The following is a 19,392-nucleotide window of genomic DNA, read 5'->3' on the forward strand; positions in this document are numbered from 1 at the left end:
ATACCACCCTAAACATTTGTTTTCATATCCTGTCGAAGTGTTGAGTAATCAATGTTCATTGCACCAAACACAAAGTTTTCGTATTCTTCTAGAGACAAACCAGCTTCTGTTGCGTAAGCGGGGGTTGGATACTGAACCAGCACCCATCGTTTTCCCTGAGCCCGTAAGTATCCAAAAGAGACTGAGTATGCTACCAGGCGTTTCTGAATTTTTGTAGAATCAATAGAAGTCAGCTCACTCAAATGCTCTTCCGATTTGATTCGGATCATTGCATCAACATACTGATAAAGCATCTTTAAATGTTCAACCTCATTGAGTTGATCTTCACCGGCCTCTTTATAGTAGATGTAATTGATTCAAGGAATTTCAACATGAGTGATCGGATGGGCATCGCATTTGAGTATCCTTCGGTACAATTCTTTAATTAATGGTGTCGCAGGAGTGCTGCCCAATCAAAATCTTTTCTCCTTGTTTTACATGTATAGAGTAATGAAGCAATATATCGGCTAGCTTTTCGATGCTTGAATCAACCATAGCTATGCCTCCTAAAAAATTTAGCCTCTCGGCATTCACCGAAGTAGATGGGACAAGGGTTTCCTTGACTCACCCAGAATCTTCTTCTCATACTTTTGTAGAGTGCTATATTTCAGCACATTACAACTGGTAAATTATAAGGAATATGCCCGTTTCTTTGCAAAAATACTGGAATAAATGAGAAACCCTCATACTGATAAAATAAAAACGATGAAGTTCTCAATGTGCCCGCACTGGCAGTAAAAGCGAATAACGTTGTAGCGATAACTCCAAGTTCGTCACAATAATCGTAAATTGAAAGAACAGTTCGCCAACCTCGCTCGTTCCATCTTGATGACACGGCGCACTCGATCCCAACTGTCCGTTTTGTAGAGAAACTCTCGATTAGATTTTGATCAAACAACTCATCAACACTACCGAAATTTTACTCTATTCCTGTACTTTTGCTTCAATTTACGGGTGACGACGTATTAATTTCCTTCTGGACTATTAATGTACCTGGGTTTTAGTACATTTTAGTGTCGTGCTATGAATATTTCAAAGTGATTCATCCAGAATTCATCTACTCACTGCTAATTCCGTTAAGTTCAAGATAACGATCATGTTATACAATCTAAACCATCTAAAAAGTCCTGGGATCCTAACGAGTTGTCCCACAGCTCGTACAAAGATATGTTAGGATATACTGAATCTAATCTCGTTTTCGAAAATTGTCTTGGTCAGAACTGAAAGTACCAGGTTTATGTAGTGTCTTGTATTCCTTCGTCATTTACATGTCTCAAGTTGACCTCAGCGGTTTTGTCGATATAAAACTACTATAACAAATACCTACCATATTGTGGTAACGCTAGGTTATGATAAAATGTTGTTAGATTAAGAAAAAAAGGTAAGAAAGATTGGGGACGATATTTGTCGTGAATCCGTATCATATGTCGATTAATTTTACGAAGTATCCGTATGTGTATGCTTTCCAAAGAAAAACGGACGACCGTAATTTCAACATTTTTCATACGCATCAAGGAATGGAGTTTTTATATATCTATCAAGGCAATGTAAACCTGACCCTGGAGCAGACCGTTACGTGTGTAGGGCCGAGGACACTGATCTTTTTCCAGCCTTATCAGCTTCACGGCGTCCATATGGAAGTCGGTACCCCGCGTCATTGTCCTTACGTTCGCACCGCACTGCACTTTGAACCCACATTGTTCGAACGCTATTTCCAATCTTTCCCGGAATTGTTCCGGTTTTTTCAATATCTTTGGAAAAGCCGGCTACCTGTCCAAATTTTCCCTGATATCCACGAACATTCCCCGATCATCTCATTGTTTGAGGGTTTACAAGAAACACTCGGCACCCCGAATAAAAATGAGCGGCTAGAAGAGGTCGGTATTTTCTTGGTATCGTTCCTACAGCAGCTAAAAACGAATTTTTTGCAACGAAGCCAACCATATGAGGAGAACAAGAAGATGAAGCAATCCATTCATGCCGAAAACATTATACATTGGCTAGAGAGGCATTATGACCAGCGATTCGAGCTTAATAAGTTAGCAGACGATCTTCATTTGACGCCACAGCATATTTCTTCCATTTTTAAGAAAACAACTGGAAGTACGATAACTGAGTACTTAACGGTCAGAAGATTGCAGGAGGCGTGTTTGCTTCTAAAATCTACTTCGCTTTCCATCGAAGAAATCGCAACGGAAATCGGCTTCACCAATATTTCGTATTTTTGTCAATTGTTTAAAAGGAAAGTAGGCATGAGCCCTCTGCAATACCGATTGAGCGCGAAGTTTATGTGAGAAACAGCCTACCTCCATCATGGTTCACAGGCTGTTTCTCGTGTTGATTATTTACCGAATCAGTTATTGCCACTGCAACTGTGCGTGCTTTTTCCGAGTCAGTAAAAAAGATTGTGTAAACTCTTAAACCTATTAAAATCTATTGGAAATACTGGGGAGAACATATGGGATTATGGATAAAGCAACAGCTCGCGAGTATATCAAGGAGAATAATTTAGTAACACCTCAAGATGCCCAAAACGCATTGAAGAACCTATTTGCAGAGACGATCAGTAGATAAATACACATTTGGGCTACCAAAAACATGAAGTAGACAACAAAGAAACGTCTAATAGTCGAAATGGAAAGAGCAAGAAGAGAGCAGGCAGTGAATACGGTTGCATGTGGAACATCCATATTATGGATGAAATTCTTTTGCAAAGAAGCAGTATTATACGAACGTGTATCTAAAAAACTACCAGCCAAATAACCAGTGGGTTGATAAGTAGTTGGCTAATTAAAAATAGAGAAATCGTCGATATTAATTCTTTTACCAGACCTTCCCGATACATTAACTTTGAATCGGTCGGACGTATCCTGAATAGTTTACATAGATCGTTTGTTCTGTCAGTGTTGTAGTGCTTGTATTAGAACTACTCACAACTATCCAAGAGGAAACTGCATCGGTCGAAATTTGTAGCTTCCAAGAAGCTCCTGTATCTGAACAGAAATTCGTATGGTTCACTTTCCCAACTTTCACTTTAGCCACAGAAGTTCTTGTTGATAAATCCAACGAGTTCTAGACTGCCTCTGCAGCAACATGAAGGCGGGGTGTAGGCTTCTACATTGCGAGTCGTTCCAACTAAAATTTTAGCTAACTTGCCACACAGTTTCATAATGGACCTCATTTTCTTTATCTTTTTTAGCTGTACATTGTATGCATGCATAGCTATAAATTCCGGATTGTGCACTACTAAACTCATAGTCATCAAGAAGATAAAAACGTCGGAGGAGAGAGCCCGCGTTTGCTATTCTTTATCAGTCCGGTCTATTTACCTGAACTTCTTCTGCGAGGTTAAGGTCAGTATGACGTAGCAAACATTACTGTGCACAAATAAAGTCACTTAAATCCCCCGCCTCACCGAGAATACCAGCTAGTAAAATGGCAGTAATCCATTGTAACAGCAAGCATGGATTTAGCTAAAGGATTTTCTCTAATGTTCGTTGAAAATAAAGGTTTAGACTGTAGTAGTTGATTCCAACGCGGTTTTGGATTACAAAATAGACAGCCTTTGTAAACTAAGTTTAAGACTGATTGGCGAAACAAGAACATTCGTTCTGTTTTGGTGATAAGTCAAATTACCCTTAAAAGTTATTAAAGCTTTGATCACAGAAAACGGGATAATTGTTGGTGAGGAGGTATATACATGTTCCTTGGCAATTAAAGAACAATGGTTTAAGAAGGCTAAAGATAGAGGTCCAATTGAAACAGTCTTTTATGTAGATCAAGATAACCTTGAGGTTGGATTTCTCGAAGTTGGTATCGGATGTAACTGTTGCTTTCGTGTTACAAGAAGTGATATTCCATTAGACATGCTAGAATTATATTTTGAACAATTTGCTAAATTGAAATGTCACTATAGTCAGAAATTCAAACTATAAGACCGCTCTAAAGAGAGTCGGAGTCAAAGTAGCTTATTACGATTCTGATGTTTCCTAATCCGTAGAAATAAATTAGTTATGTATAAAACTGACGAGGGTGAAAAAATATATTACAAACGGATACAAGAACTCCATATTTTACGAACGGGGCTACAAAAATGAAAGCAGCGATTTATGCAATATAATTGATTCTAACGAGTAATTGTTGGTCCATCGTCTATCAAGGCACATAGATGGAACTAAAACAGCGACCTGAACGCTGGGTATGACCGCTACTCTTGGAGGAGCGGGGTGTGGGTACTTTCAGCAGCCACGCATACAGATGAAATGGAATGAATTTTTGTATTGACTGATCGCAGTTTTGGTTTAATTATCTTAAAGAACCGAGTACGACGGAAGATGATGGAATCACAAGCCGGCGAACTTTGTATAGACATTATGCTCTAGGAGTTATTACCGAACTGCAACAATTAGGATATCCTGGTGTGAATAGGAAAAGGCGGTTTTCCTTGGTCATTATAGGGGGATGAAGCGAGCTTTTGGTTTTCAACCCAATGTGCATGATTTTGCAAAAATATTCGATGAGAATGAACGAGCTGTGAAGCGAAAGTACAACCTGGATGATTCAGAATTCTATTTATGTAGGGCATCTTCGTGATAGCTTTAAAAAGTCGAAATTAGTACGGATGGAGACAGAGTGGTGTTAACTGATTTGGAGGAAGTCGATATCTTTATTGCTCTACATACGAAGAGTACATTAAGCAAAATATATGTTGATTCTCTTGGTCATTATAATAAAATAGAAATAAGTGAGCGTTATAAAACAAATAATGAAACACTTAATTCTTTTGAGCATGTTATCTATTCAAATAAATAACTATTGTTCCTTATAGTACTGTCAAGAATTCTGTGTAAACTTCTTTATAAGGTAACTCCGAGGTCCAATCCGACCCAGGAAAAACATGGATAATTGAAGCAACATTTGTCCTAAGTTTTGGACTCGCCCTATCCAATTGTGGGTGACGTCCTAGTGACCTGATAGAGCATGTTCAAAAGTGTCTCATAACTTTGAAAGATTCTTTTACCGTTAGTCACTTTACGCAGCTCAGGTGGATACTTGAAGAAGGAGCGAGCTCATCCCAATTGCTTCGCCACAAGCGGATAATGAGTAGGTATTTAGCTCCCCAGGTTTCTTGGATGCGGTCCAATTCTAATAGCCCATTTCCTCTGTCACCCCTTTGTAGATCGGCTTCAAATCTGCCGTCACTTTCTAGAGATCCTTGTAGGATACGTAACGTGTAAAGTTGCAGATTTGGTGGATGATGTATTTTTGAATCTCGGCTTTTGGACAGCAAGCGGAGATCGCCTGAGAGAACCCCGTTAGGTTATCCACGCAGGAGATCAGAATGTCCTCTTCGTCTCGGTTTTTTAGATCGTTCAGTACACTCAGCCAGAACTTGGCCGATTCATTTTCGCCAATCCACATGCCCAGCACGTCTTTGTTGCCATCCAGATCAATGCCAATAACCATGTAGGCTGCTTTATTCACAATGGCTCCGTACTGCTTAACCTTGAAGTGAATGGCATCCAAGAAGACAACGGCATACACGTTCTGTAGGGGGGGATTTAACGCATTCCTTGATGAGCGGCACAACTTTGTTGGTTACATTCGAGATAATCGTAGGGGATACCTCAATGCCATACAGATGGTTCAAATGATCATGGATGTCTCGGGTACTCACGCCTTTAGCATACATAGCAATGATTGGTCCTCAATACTGGTGACGGTGGACTGATGTTTTTTGATAATAACCGGTTCAAACTCGGTGTTTCGGTCACGTGGGATTTGGATATCAACATCGCCGTATTCACTGGTCACCGTTTTCTTACTCTTTCCATTCCGGCTGTTGGTTGTCGCTTTATTCTTCACGTCATACTTCTCGTAACCAAATTCTGTGTCTAGTTCAGCCTCCAGCATCGACTGAAGCGTTTCAGCGAACAACTCCTTGAGTGCCGACTGAACATCATCCATGGTCTTGAGATTATTTTCTTTTACAAATGCCTTCACTTATTTGTTACTGAATCGAGCCATTGCAGCCATCCTCTCAAACCAGCCTTTCTTTCATTTTAAGAATTTACACAATTGATTTTACAGACTCGAATAGACAGACTATGAATTTTATATAACAAGGTTTTTACTGCTGAACAGGCACACATAGGCAGTCGCCCACATAGAATGTAACGTTCTCAATCGTAGAGATGGTGAACGTGCATGTATAAGGAGGTGGAGTAATGCTTGGGTTTTTGTCAACAATTGCGATGTTCATAAAGCAGCTTTCTCTATTGGTGTCCTATGTTAAGAATAATGCTTTCCCTCAGCCTCTGACCGAAGAAGAAGAGATGAAACATTTGCAACAGATGGCGGAGGGTAATGCATATTCACGGAATATGCTTGTTGAACATAATCTTAGACTTGTCGCCCATATAGTGAAAAAATTTGATAATACGGGGGAAGATCTTGAAGACCTGATTTCTATTGGGACAATTGGATTGATTAAGGCTATTGAGAGCTTCCAACCGAATAAAGGTACGAAGTTAGCTACATTTGCTGCTCGTTGTATAGAGAACGAAATACTTATGCACCTTCGCAGTCTGAAAAAAACGCGAAAAGACGTCTCCCTGCATGACCCGATCGGGACGGATAAAGAAGGGAATGAAATTACGTTGATCGATATACTCGGCTCGGAAGCCGATGACGTCGTGGAGAAGGTGCAGCTGAAAATCGAGAAGAGCAAAATCTATCAGAATCTCGAAATCCTGGATGACCGCGAAAAAGAGGTCGTCGTGGGCCGCTTCGGACTTGAGGCGGGTGGCGAGGAGCGGACGCAGCGGGAGATTGCGAAGGAGCTAGGCATATCGCGGAGTTATGTCTCGCGGATCGAGAAGCGGGCGCTGATGAAGCTGTATCATGAGTTTTATAAGGCAAAGCGTTAAGGAATATTTAGAACCATTCCTAGAGAAATAACTGGAATGAAGATCCCTTTTTTGGGGGGGGGATTGTAAAAGTCATTTTAATTCTTGTGAAATGAGCTCAGTGCCATGTTGGTACTGGGTTTTGTTTTATAATTAACAGAAATTAAAAGAGTTAGAAACATTTCTGCACTCCGCGAAAAAAAATATCCAACTCATGAACTCATAGAATTCTAGTTCATTCATGAATTGGTTTGTTCTACTTACTTTATTGAGTTAAGAAGAGCGCCTAACGAGCCGGAACTCCTACCGATTGCTGTTTTTACAGGTTCTCTACAATTTTTCAGATTAGAGGATCATCCAAGAAGATCGGGTGAATCTTGCCAATAAGTGGTTTCGGGGGTTTTAATCCGTAAGATCCACTTCCAGATTCTTCTCTATTATCTCGCATTCGGAATCATCGGTTAGTTGCTGGGACTGTGTATGAGGTGCTCAAATCCGTTGTTTGACAGTATATCGAGAAGACCTTGGAAAAATAGAAGACCATTACTATGGAAGCCACTTTTAGCTGGCAGGATCCGAAGTACAGGATATAATGTCAAATCATACCGATAAAGTGAGATTTTTGAGTCATCCCTTGCGCTCTCATTTTTTTTGCAATATATAGCACTATCTAATTAACAAGGCTCAGCTGTAATGTTTCAGTTGAAAAAAATCAATTTCATCGAACGAATATCTTCCCCAATTAGAAAAATTCTATTGCTAGAACAAAGTTAGTATATCAAATTATTTTGTCAAATTTCTGTGTTTTCAAACAAGTGATTACAAAATTCGAGGTTAAATGTGGAAAAATATTGACTTAAATTTATTAATAGGTAAAATCAGGATATGGAGTAAAAAATGGGTTATATCTTTTGGGTTATTAATGCCGCTTAGAAAAGAATAAGTTATATTCTTTAGATTCAACGAAGCATTTAGATTAGTATGTCGTGGATTTGAAATAGGGTATTTTAATGGCAGGATTAGCATAGTTGCAGCTGAGTGACAGTAATAAATCTTCGATTCACTTACCACAAAGGAATCGAATCGATACAACGTATCTTTACCGGAGAAAGATTGTTTTGTCGCTTGTTAACAAACAAAACCAGTTCTTTTAGTAGAATAGAAGAAAGAAAACAAGATGAAACAGACAAACAGAAATAGGTAACCTTAGTTTTTCTTGAAATCGCGATTTTTAATTCTTCAAATGCTGGTGTAATTTCTTTCAAAAGGCCAAATGGATAGTTCGTCTAATGACATCAAGCATTTTGTTGAATTTAAAGAAATAATAATAAATAATGCTCAAGAAAACATATAAAAAGCTAATGTGATTACCAAAAAGACCCACTATGATAAAAATTTAAAAAATTGATATTAAATTTTATGATTTTATTAATCTATGATTATATGAGAGGGAGAATATGATGGGATATTTACAGGAACTACAGATTGATCAGTTTCCAAGAATCACTAAAAATATAACACCATCATACTGTTTTGACGATTGCATTGCTACATTTGCAACTTCAATGGGGATTGATTATGAATTAGTTTATCTTGATGCATTAATGATGTGGTTTGATAGTGGAAAAATACACGAAGGCTTAGGTAAAAGTATAATAAATGACTATGATATAACTGTTTCGTTTGAGAAGTACACAAATATAGGAACAAATAAATATTCAGGTGATTATGATTATTATTTTAATGACATTATAGAAAAAATGCATTCAGGAAGTGCTATTTGTATATCAATATTGGGTTATTATTGCCCTTGGGATTGGAGATACCAAGAAATTAAAGATGGTGCGCATGCATTTTTTATTACAGAATACGATGAGATTAATGATCTCTATACATGCCTCGATCCATATTATGATAAGAAAGACATCTGTTTGCCCGGAGAAAATATTAGAAACGGATTTCAATCATTCCGCGAATTCTTTTTGACGAAAAATACCAAATGTTTTCCGAGAATGACATTGTTAAGAGATGTATTAACCGATATCAATTTTAGACAGACAATCGATTCGTTTAAAGGTCTTGGTGAGGGGATTAAAAATAATTTTCAGTTGAACATAGAAATAGAAGAATTTGATGAGGAAAATGATTATGCTATTGATGAAATACATGGAAAGATGTTTCTAAATCAAGAGTTGAAAGAAATGGTACATAATTGTGTGAGATTTTCTGTATTGTTGAGTAAATTTGCTGAATGGTATCCCGTGTATGAACAAGAGTTTTTGACAACTGGTATTGAAATGAAAATAATTGCTGAAAAGTGGGAAATGATAAGATTTCAATTATTAAAAATGTTGTTTGCTTCTAATTATCAAAAAGTTTCGGAATCAATTTGCCGACGAATTTATATTTTGGTTGATGAGGAAAAAGAGCTAATTCAAAAAATTTTAAATATTGTAAATCGAAAAAATGAAGTAAAAACAATTAATCAATCTGATGTTTACAATTCAGGAGCCAATGAATATATAGACCTTGATAAATATTTTAATAATAAAGGTATTAGCACACCAAATTCACAAATAGCCGACTTCAACGGAATTGGTGAATATGTTTTAGAACAATCTTTGAAAACTATTAGTAGTGATTTTAAGCTTCCAGATTATAAAAGTATTAACTATGATAACATATCTTGCATGCAACAGATTATTAGTGTTGAAAATGTTGATTACTATACTGAAGTTCTACTTTTGGGTTGTTCTGAATGGGGATCATATAAAGATTATTTTATTATTATATATGATGATGATACTTTTGATAAAATCTTGGTGGAATTATATGATTGGACGCCGAATTCGTTAGATGACTTAGAATATTTAGAGTTGGTACAGTGCGAAAAAACAATATTTGGAGAGATTGTTGAAGAGAATATAACAGAAAAGTGTTTTATTTACATACTCTCTCGAAGAATTAATGCACAGAAAAAGGTAAAAGCAGTTAAACTTCCAGAGTGTGAAAATATGCATATATTCGCATTAACATTGAAATTGACTAAAAGTGAGTTGAATTTATGAATAAAAGTAATGTGAATGATAATTTTCTCAATATTAAAACTGATGTAGAAGATAGAATTTCTCTTCCATATAGAAAAATATTTTTGAATATGTGCCTACAAGTTATTTATTCTTGGAAAATTTGTTTACAAAATATCCATTCGATGCAGATGATCATTTAATTGATTTTGGTTGCGGCGCAGGTCGGGTACTTATCACTGCAGCTTATTATTCATGCAAACATCTGACAGGATTTGAAGTAGATACTGAAAGGTATAGCATACTACTTGAGAATGTTGAGAATATATGTATTGACTACAGCAAATAAATTTTTTTCTTCAATCCTTTTCATTTGAAAGTATACATAAAAGTATTAGTTGCAATTCATGTTTCTTTACTCAGAAATAAAAGAAAGATAACCATATTCTTATATCATCCGATGGACAGCACATTAAAGTACATAGATTCTCTTGGGAAATACCAAAAAATAGAAATCACTGAGCGTATTAAATCAAATATTGAATCGATTAATTCTTTTGAGCATGTTATCTATTCAAATTCTGAATTATAGAATAGTTGGGTAATAGAGAAAATGGAGGACAATATTTATGGAAACTATTTTTACTGAATTAGAATCGAACGTACGGAGTTATTGTAGAAGTTTTCCCAAAGTATTCGGTAAAGCTAAAATGTGTGAGATGTATGATGAAGATGGACAGAGATATTTAGATTTTTTTTCCGGAGCGGGAGCACTAAATTATGGACATAATAATCCTTATATTAAAGACAGTCTTATGAATTATCTTGAAACTGATGGTATACTGCATGCTCTAGATATGTTTACTGAAGCTAAAAGAACGTTTCTTGACATATTTAAGGAATATGTTTTAAATCCTAAAGGTTATGATTATAAGGTTATGTTTTGTGGTCCTACTGGTACTAATTCAGTGGAAGCTGCGGTTAAACTTGCACGTAAAGTAAAGGGTAGAGAAACAATCTTTGCTTTTTCTGGAGCCTTTCATGGAATGACATTAGGAAGCCTATCATTAACAAGTAATATTGAATTAAGAAAAGGGGCAGGTATTCCACTAAATAATGTTGTATTTATGCCATTTCCATACGGATTTAACGCATCTTTTGATACTATCGGTTATATAGAAAATATCTTAAATGATGATCACTCAGGAATTGAAAAACCAGCTGCAATAATTGTTGAAACAATACAGGCAGAAGGAGGTGTAGTTGTTGCATCGTCCGATTGGCTGAAGCGCTTAAGAGATATGTGTGATCAACATGACATATTGTTAATATGTGATGAAATTCAGGTAGGGTGTGGAAGAACTGGAACTTTTTTTTCTTTTGAAAGAGCGGGTATTGTTCCAGATCTGGTGACATTATCAAAGTCGATTAGTGGTTTAGGATTGCCCATGTCACTTCTTTTATTCAAATCGGAATACGATATATGGAATCCAGGTGAACATAATGGTACTTTTCGCGGTAATCAGCTTGCTTTTGTATGCGGCTCAGCTGCTCTTGAGTATATGTATAAAGAAGATTTACTTAATGCAGTCAAGATTAAGGAAGAATTCTTGGTCAATTTTATAGAGCATGAAATATTGTCATCTTATCCTTTACTTAAGTATAGGGGAAAGGGATTAATATATGGAATTGATTTTAGTAGAGTTCCTGAAAAAGATGTTTGCTTTAAAGTTGCAAGAAAATGTTTTGAAAGAGGATTAATCATTGAAAGAGCTGGAAGAAATGATAGTGTTCTAAAAATATTGCCACCATTGGTTATAACTTTGGCAGAACTAAAAGAGGGACTCTCCAAGGTAAAAGAATCGATTGATGAAGTTTTTTGTGATAATTTCTAAAAATTATCATGAAAGGGGTGAAGATAAATGTTTCAACTAGGAATTATCGGTGGAATGGGACCGTTAGCAACAGTAGAGTTTGTTAGAAGAATTATAAATTATACTGACGCAAATTGCGATCAAGAGCACATCGATATTTGTGTTTTGAATGTCCCTAAAATTCCGGATCGTACCGAAGCAATAATTCATTATGGAATATCACCTGTTAAGGCTATAAATAAATGCTTTGTCGATATGGTAACTCTTGGTGTGAAATCTGTAGCTATACCATGTAATACAGCACATTATTTTGTTAATGAGTTTTCATATCCATCAGAAATCAATTTTATTAATTTGATTGAAGAGACTGGGATATTTTTGAACTCATTACGTCTTACTAAGAAAATATGTGTTTTAGGTACTCAAGCTGTAGCTTATTCAAAAATATTTAATATAAACATTAAGCAAGGGGTATTATGTTATCCAAATGATGTTGAGCAGAAGGTATTATCAGAGATTATTATAAAAATTAAGAGTGGAATTAAGCATGACGATTTAATGAATGAGTATAACGACATGTTAAGACTTATTTACAATAGAGTTAATGGTTGCATTTTTTTGATAGCTTGTACCGAGATTTCTGGATTTTTAGAAGTCACTTCTAAATATTATAAATGTCTTGATACTATGGATATTTTGGCTATAAGTTCAATAATAAAATGTGGCTATAAACTAAATAGAAAGAATTTGCAGGAATTTTATCTAGAAACAGACAGTGGATGCTTTCTAGAATATTATTGAAAAGGAAGGATATAAAAATGAAAGAACAATTATTAAGACAAATTGAAAGCGTTGTTAAAGACAAGAATATTACAATTGAAAGTGAGATATTAGGTATTTTAGACTCTGTTACCTTTATCAAAATTATAGTAGAGATAGAAAAAACATATGGCATTGAATTTGATGATGATAAGTTGCTATTATCGGAATTTCCATCTATAGGGTCATTAATTAACTATGTAGTGTCTAAAATTGAACTTTTAAATGCATAGATGAAAAATGAGTAAATTATTTTTTGTTGGTATTACAGATACAATTGATAAATCAAAGTTTAATTTATTGCAAAATTTAGTGTCGAATGAAAAACAAGAAAAAATTAAACGGTTTAGGTTTGATATAGATAAAAAATTAAGCCTATATTCCGAATTGCTTATAAGAATTATAGTGTGTCGAAATACGGATATTAAAAACCAAGATATTGTTTTTGAAAAGACATACTATGGTAAACCTATGTTAAGAAATCTTTCTGAATTTCATTTTAATATATCACATACGAGAAATGCTATTGCTGTAGCTATATCAGACTATCCAATTGGAGTGGATATAGAATCAATAAAGAATGCAGAGATGGATATAGTAGAAAGATTCTTTAATATTGATGAATTTTCATATATTACTGAGAATACTTCTGATCAGGATAAGCGTTTTTATGAAATTTGGACCAAGAAGGAAGCCTATATTAAATACATTGGAAAGGGATTATCAATGAGTTTGAATTCCTTTAGCTCATTAGATCATAAGATTCCCTCTTATTTTTACAATATTAATGGAGCAGAATATGTAATTTCTGTTTGTAATGGTACGCAAAAAAGCGAATTAATTGAATTATCAGAGCTAGATATAGAGGAGATGTCTATGCCTTTATTAGTGTAAGGCACTTGTTTGAATTATAACACTCTTATTTTCTTTGGTTTTATATAAAAGACTTTGTATACGTTTATTTAAGGAAGTTTTCTTTATATCTGAATTGTCAAAAAAATTAAGATAAATTTCCTATTTAATTAAAATTAGCATGGGAAATAAATGAAGTGAAATGAAGAGGACTGAAGGAAGGGAAATTATGAAAAAAAATGATGAAAAAAACACACATGGTTTTTTGAGTAACTTGATATTTATGATACGCGAACAATGGAATTTTGAAAAAAAAGGGGTCATCATACCTTTTATTAGGATTCCTTCGGATATTGCAGTAGCGTTATTGGGTGTTTTATTAACAAAAGTTGTACTTGATGCAATAACGAAATCAATTCCTGCATATGAATTTCTTGAACAAATTGGTCTATTGACAATCCTATTGATGATTTTGTCATATGTTAGCTATTATACAGAGCAAAATATCTATATGAATTCAGTGAAAATATGGAATCTTCATTTTTATCTCAAAAAAGATTGGAAAATAGTTGATATGGATTATCCTCTATTTGCATCTCCTGCTGGAAAAACAAAGATTATGAAATCACATCAGGCTTTAAACAGGAATATCTATGTAAATATGGTTTCTTTTTACCCACATTTTGTTGAGTTAGTCAAAAATCTCTTTGGACTTTTTTCATTTTGTGCAGTATTGGTATTTCTCAATCCAATTATTATATTACTTCTTATACTAAGTTATGTTATTCATGGGCTGGTTGTATTATATATCGAAAAATGGGAACATAAAACAAAAGATGAACGTGCAATAATAGACCGTAAACTGGATTATGCCGTGCATTGTACGAGTGATAGTTCCGTTGCTAAAGATATTCGTCTTTATAATATGAAGAGCTGGATAAACACAATAGCACAAATTTTTTTGAATGAAAAACTTAGTTGGCAAAATAAAATTGCATCTAAACATTTTTTACAATCTCTGCTTGAAACCCTGTTGATATTTTTACGTAACTTTGGCGCTTATATTTACCTAATATGGAAAGTTATGAAGGGTGAAATGACTATTGGAGACTTTGCCTTGTATTTTGGTGTTATTACAGGATTTGGACAATGGCTTGAACAAATTATTCAAAGACTTCGCAAATTATCAACAGCGAATCATAAGGTAGATGATTATAGATATTTAATGGATACAGAAGATATGATGAGACGAAATAAAGGTGCTTTATTACCACGATTAGATGAACCAATTGAAATTGTGCTTGAAAATGTTAGCTTCAAATATGTTGGCAATGATGATTTTATTCTTGAAAAGATTAATTTGAAAATTCATAAAGGTGAACGACTTGCAATAGTTGGCTCAAATGGTGCTGGAAAAACAACATTGGTAAATCTTATTTGTGGACTCATTGAACCAGTTTCAGGACGTATCTTACTAAATGGTACGAATATCAACGAATTTAACAGAGACGAGTATTATGCGCTAATTACTGCAGTGTTTCAGAAAGTATGTTTGCTACCAGCAAGCATTGCAAAGAATATTGCTTTACGGTGTGACAATGAAATTGATTGGGGTAGACTTTGTGAAAGTGCTGAAGACGCTGGTATTAAGGGGAAAATTGAAAGTTTGCCAGATGGTTTTAATACTAATCTTGTGCCGTCAGTGACTGAAAATGGTGTGGCATTCTCAGGAGGAGAGAATCAGAAATTATTGTTAGCACGAGCACTTTATAAAGATGCTCCTTTGCTAATCCTTGACGAACCGACAGCGGCACTTGATCCTATTGCTGAAAATGAGATGTATCTAAAATATGATGATTTGACAAAGAATAAAACATCAATCTACATCTCACATAGACTTTCTTCAACACAGTTCTGCGATAGAATAATTTATCTAGATAATAAAAAGATAGTGGAGACGGGAACACATGATGAACTTATGACACTTGGCGGAAAGTATAGACAAGTTTACGATGTTCAAAGTCAATATTATCGAAGTGATGAAGAGGAGAAAGCAGTATGATAAACAAAAGTATAAAAAAAGATCTAAAATTGATAAAGCGTGGTTGTAGTATTATTAGACAGCTTTCTCCAGGTCAAATTGAATTAAGTCTCTTTAAGTCAGTTTTAAACGCACTTATTCCTTATATTTCGATATACATGTTAGCAGTAATTATTGATGAACTAACGCAAAATAGAAATACTACGTTACTTGCAGTCTATGTAGGAGTAACATGTGGTGGAACACTACTGCTGATGGTGTTATCAAATTTAATATCAAAAAAGGTTGCAATAAAGGAAGGAATGTTTGAAGCACGTTTTGAAAATTACATGAATGATAAGAAATTATCTATGAATTTTTCGCAACTAGAAGATCCAAATATTACACAGCTACGAGAAAAAATTATTGCAGGTATGTTTGCAACTGATGGAGGCATAACTGCTATTGTTGGTAGATTAACATCTATTGTTGAAGGTCTAGTCTCTGTAATAATTGCTATTATAATATCATATGGAGCAATTATGGCAACTGATTCTACGGATAGTCAAGTTATAAGTGTAGTGAACTCTGGATGGTTTTCGCTTTTATTAATATTAGCAATAGTTATCTGTATTTTTATAACAGTGAAAAATTCAAAAAAAGTTGATAAGAAAGTATTTGAGTTATATCAAGATGGTGCAACGAATAATGGGTATATTGAATATTATCATTATATTTATCTTGAAGATGACCATGCGGGTAAAGATGTCAGGATATACGATCAAAAGAAGCTTATTATAGATGAGGTACTTAAAAAGGGAAGACTACCATGGCTTAAAATTGTTAATGGAACATATAGACTGCATCAGCAGTATTTTAGTGTAAATCTAGTGATTTCAGTATTTATTGGGGGATTAGTTTATATTTTTGTTGGACTTAAAGCTCTTGCAGGTACTATTAGCCTTGGAGCCGTTACCAAAACATATGCTGCAATAGCTAAGCTAGCTGTTGCTATTGCAGAATTATCAGTTTCAATTTCACAAATTAGAAGTAACAATAATTATCTTGAATTACTTTTTACTTATCTTGATTTACCTGTGGAATTGAATGAAGGTAAAGAAATTCTTACGGTAAACAATGATGAATGGGAGATTGAGTTCCATAATGTATCATTCCGTTATCCATCTAGTGAGAAATATGCATTGAAAAATATATCAATGAAAATATCCTCAAACAGTCGTACAGCAATAGTAGGAATGAATGGCTCGGGTAAAACAACAATGATAAAGTTGCTTTGTCGACTTTATAGTCCTGAATCGGGGTATATAACGTTAAATGGAAAAGATATTAAAGAGTATGATTACGATGCATATTTAAACAATTTTTCAGTTGTATTTCAGGATTTTCAACTTCTTTCTTTTTCGATAGGGCAAAATGTGGCAGCATCAAAAGAATATGATGAAAATAGAGTATGGAGTGCGCTTGAGATGGCAGGAATTGACGATAGAGTACGTACACTACCATTAAATTTGGAACAATCTCTATATAAAAGATTTGAAGAAAACGGAATTGATATTTCAGGTGGAGAGGCACAGAAGATAGCATTAGCGAGAGCTGTCTACAAGAATGCGCCATTTGTTATTCTGGATGAGCCAACAGCTGCACTTGATCCAATTTCGGAAGCTGAAGTGTATTCAAAATTCAATAATATGGTTGGTAATAAAACTGCTTTATTTATTTCGCATAGACTTTCTTCTTGCAGGTTTTGCGATACAATAATGGTTTTTGATGAAGGACAGATTATACAAATCGGAACGCATACTGAATTATTAACAAATCTAGAAGGAAAGTATTATGAGCTATGGAATGCACAGGCACAATATTACCAAAATAAACAAGAAGATAGCACTGACTTAAATCACATAGATGATAATGAGTACTCAAATATTTAAAAACGAAATATTTGGAATAAATATGACATAAACGTTCACAAAGATTTTAGGTTCTTATGTAGCTGTGTGTGAACACTAACAGGAATTGATACATGTACATACAATAAGCAACATTCAAGTCATGTATAAGGGTGCTAACTTCTGATGGGTTAGTAAAAGACCAACAAAATAGTCGTATTTCGGTGTAAAGGGGTACCGTTCGCTTCTAACCATATATCCAGCTATTCCATTTTAAGCTCGTTTCATCGTCAAAAATTCTATATGTCGTAGGGAATAATTAATTCAACAAAAATCAACCGGAGGGATAATAATGAATAACTTCCTGCCAAACGCAAAAAGAGCGATTATTGAGCCAATAATGAATAGTCACCCCCAATTAATGATTCGTCCGATAAATTCAGATGAAAACTTACTTTCTTGGGTTAAGGAAAATCGAAACTATATTCAAAGCACTTTACTCTCAGCAGGAGGAATTTTATTCCGGGGTTTTCCAAACATTTCACTACAGGCTTTCGAAAGTGTGATGGAGGAAATCACACCAGTACTGGAAGAGTACAATGAGAGATCTACACCGAGAAGTGAAGTGAAGGGGAAAATCTACTCCTCTACTGAATATCCGGCAGATCAGAGAATCCCCATGCATAATGAAAATTCATATGCCCATACATGGCCTTTAAAAATCTGGTTTCATTGTGTTCAGGTAGCTATTGTAGGGGGAGAAACTCCAATTGCCGATAGTAGGAAGGTATATCAACTCATAGATCCCTCGATTCGAAAGCGATTCGCTGAGAAAAAGGTGTTATACGTCCGTAATATGGGAGGAGAATATGACTTACCTTGGCAAACTGTCTTTCAAACCGATAATCCCAATTTCGTCAATGAATACTGCAGACAGGTTGGAATAGAAGTCGAATGGAATGGAACTGATCGTATTCGGACTAAATCTACTCGCTCTGCGATTGCCAAGCATCCTATAACAGGGGAAGATTTATGGTTCAACCAAGCTCACCTTTTTCATATATCGAGTTTGCAACCAGAGATTAGAGAGTATTTAGTTGACACTTTAGGAGAAGAGAATTTGCCAAGGAATGTTTATTACGGAGACGGATCTAAAATCGAAGATTCGGTTTTAGATGAAATTCGTGAGGTATATGATGAAGTTAGTCTTACGTTTCCTTGGGAAAATGGAGATATTTTACTACTAGATAACATGTTGAATACTCATGGTCGAAATACTTTTACAGGTATGCGAAAAATTGTAGTGGCAATGGCAGAACCTTGGAAGGATTATGGTATTTAATGCTATTTAAAATCTTCAGCCTTTGAGAATGATTCTTGATATTAATTAATTTGAGATTAGAACGAAAGAGCACCTCATGTAGGCTGGGTTAGGAAGCTAACTGCTTCATTTCACTAATAATAGAGAGCGCTTACTATGAGGTATGAGCAAAAACGAATGAAGAAGAATCAACGAATTCTGCAAACATACATGCTATGCATCAAGTGAATTCCATCATTATTGGGACTGGTTCGTAAGGCTCAGTTACAGAGGGTGGACTAATAGATCATAACTGATGCTCATTTATGAATGAACTCATCATCGATAACGGAAGCACGGAGGACGCGATTTTTACTGTAAGGGTATAGACCCAGTAATGAAGCAAGAAGCGGCAATCACCCCTTGAGAGGTAGAATGAAAGAATGTGAGAGCGTATCCAGTATGATAAAGGAGTATAAGAGGAATAGTTGTGAATATCCAAAGTGCAACTCGATTATCTACATATAGGAATTTAAGGAGTATATCCTTATTCCATCCACCGGCTTTACTTACAGAAAATATCTCTACTTGATGGTATCCCCATCTCATGAGTTAGTAAATGATGAAATAACTGGAATGAACGA

The 19,392-nt window shown here is 35.1% G+C and carries 13 protein-coding genes and 4 pseudogenes; 14 read left to right on the forward strand and 3 right to left on the reverse strand.

Annotation, left to right across the window (positions count from 1 at the left end; translation table 11 throughout):
• Positions 1-8: 8 nt before the first annotated feature.
• Positions 9-356: an aminopeptidase gene (locus BVG16_RS07685; protein WP_144027319.1), complete on the reverse strand. Its 348-nt coding sequence runs from the start codon at positions 354-356 to the stop codon at positions 9-11.
• 1,074 nt (positions 357-1,430) lie between these two features.
• On the opposite strand from BVG16_RS07685, the gene BVG16_RS07690 reads away from it, so the two are divergent.
• Positions 1,431-2,333 (forward strand): AraC family transcriptional regulator, encoded by a 903-nt coding sequence (locus BVG16_RS07690; RefSeq protein WP_078497932.1) that lies wholly within the window; start codon positions 1,431-1,433, stop codon positions 2,331-2,333.
• 164 nt (positions 2,334-2,497) lie between these two features.
• A pseudogene (locus BVG16_RS34180) lies at positions 2,498-2,711 on the forward strand (IS256 family transposase); the annotation flags it as partial.
• 362 nt (positions 2,712-3,073) lie between these two features.
• Here the strand turns inward: BVG16_RS34180 and BVG16_RS34185 are convergent.
• A pseudogene (locus BVG16_RS34185) lies at positions 3,074-3,519 on the reverse strand (hypothetical protein); the annotation flags it as partial.
• A gap of 227 nt (positions 3,520-3,746) precedes the next feature.
• Here BVG16_RS34185 and BVG16_RS07700 point away from each other — a divergent pair.
• Together BVG16_RS07700 and BVG16_RS32745 are read left to right on the forward strand one after the other, a co-directional pair.
• On the forward strand, positions 3,747-3,974 hold the full coding sequence (locus tag BVG16_RS07700) for a hypothetical protein (protein ID WP_078497933.1): 228 nt from the start codon (positions 3,747-3,749) through the stop codon (positions 3,972-3,974).
• A 700-nt stretch (positions 3,975-4,674) separates the two neighbouring features.
• Entirely contained in the window at positions 4,675-4,851 is a 177-nt protein-coding gene (locus BVG16_RS32745; RefSeq protein WP_158081642.1) for a hypothetical protein, read from the forward strand.
• A gap of 21 nt (positions 4,852-4,872) precedes the next feature.
• Here BVG16_RS32745 and BVG16_RS07705 read toward each other — a convergent pair.
• A pseudogene (locus BVG16_RS07705) lies at positions 4,873-6,006 on the reverse strand (IS256 family transposase).
• Between the two features lie 260 nt (positions 6,007-6,266).
• Here BVG16_RS07705 and sigK point away from each other — a divergent pair.
• From sigK to BVG16_RS07750, 10 genes and pseudogenes are all read left to right on the forward strand, one after another.
• Positions 6,267-6,968: an RNA polymerase sporulation sigma factor SigK gene (sigK, locus tag BVG16_RS07710; RefSeq protein WP_018757275.1), complete on the forward strand. Its 702-nt coding sequence runs from the start codon at positions 6,267-6,269 to the stop codon at positions 6,966-6,968.
• 213 nt (positions 6,969-7,181) lie between these two features.
• Positions 7,182-7,450: pseudogene (locus BVG16_RS33825) on the forward strand (transposase); the annotation flags it as partial.
• Between the two features lie 954 nt (positions 7,451-8,404).
• Positions 8,405-10,015, forward strand: coding sequence for a hypothetical protein (locus BVG16_RS07715; RefSeq protein WP_078497934.1), 1,611 nt, complete (start codon positions 8,405-8,407; stop codon positions 10,013-10,015).
• 587 nt (positions 10,016-10,602) lie between these two features.
• On the forward strand, positions 10,603-11,868 hold the full coding sequence (ectB, locus tag BVG16_RS07720) for a diaminobutyrate--2-oxoglutarate transaminase (RefSeq protein WP_078497935.1): 1,266 nt from the start codon (positions 10,603-10,605) through the stop codon (positions 11,866-11,868).
• Positions 11,869-11,895: 27 nt separating this feature from the next.
• A complete protein-coding gene (locus tag BVG16_RS07725; RefSeq protein ID WP_078497936.1) occupies positions 11,896-12,648 on the forward strand; it encodes an aspartate/glutamate racemase family protein in 753 nt (250 codons plus the stop codon).
• A gap of 17 nt (positions 12,649-12,665) precedes the next feature.
• The gene (locus tag BVG16_RS07730) at positions 12,666-12,899 is read left to right on the forward strand and encodes an acyl carrier protein (protein ID WP_158081644.1); all 234 of its coding nucleotides are present in this window, start codon (positions 12,666-12,668) and stop codon (positions 12,897-12,899) included.
• A 7-nt stretch (positions 12,900-12,906) separates the two neighbouring features.
• A complete protein-coding gene (locus BVG16_RS07735) occupies positions 12,907-13,560 on the forward strand; it encodes a 4'-phosphopantetheinyl transferase family protein (protein ID WP_078497938.1) in 654 nt (217 codons plus the stop codon).
• A 187-nt stretch (positions 13,561-13,747) separates the two neighbouring features.
• Positions 13,748-15,580, forward strand: a complete 1,833-nt coding sequence (locus tag BVG16_RS07740) for an ABC transporter ATP-binding protein (protein WP_158081645.1) — start codon at positions 13,748-13,750, stop codon at positions 15,578-15,580.
• Positions 15,577-17,490, forward strand: coding sequence for an ABC transporter ATP-binding protein (locus tag BVG16_RS07745; RefSeq protein ID WP_078497940.1), 1,914 nt, complete (start codon positions 15,577-15,579; stop codon positions 17,488-17,490). The genes BVG16_RS07740 and BVG16_RS07745 overlap by 4 nt, the downstream gene beginning before the upstream one ends.
• Positions 17,491-17,800: 310 nt before the next feature.
• Positions 17,801-18,790, forward strand: coding sequence for a TauD/TfdA family dioxygenase (locus tag BVG16_RS07750; RefSeq protein WP_078497941.1), 990 nt, complete (start codon positions 17,801-17,803; stop codon positions 18,788-18,790).
• The last annotated feature ends 602 nt before the right edge of the window (positions 18,791-19,392 follow it).

The organism is Paenibacillus selenitireducens (genome assembly GCF_002021565.1).
GTDB classification, from domain to species: domain Bacteria; phylum Bacillota; class Bacilli; order Paenibacillales; family Paenibacillaceae; genus Paenibacillus_K; species Paenibacillus_K selenitireducens.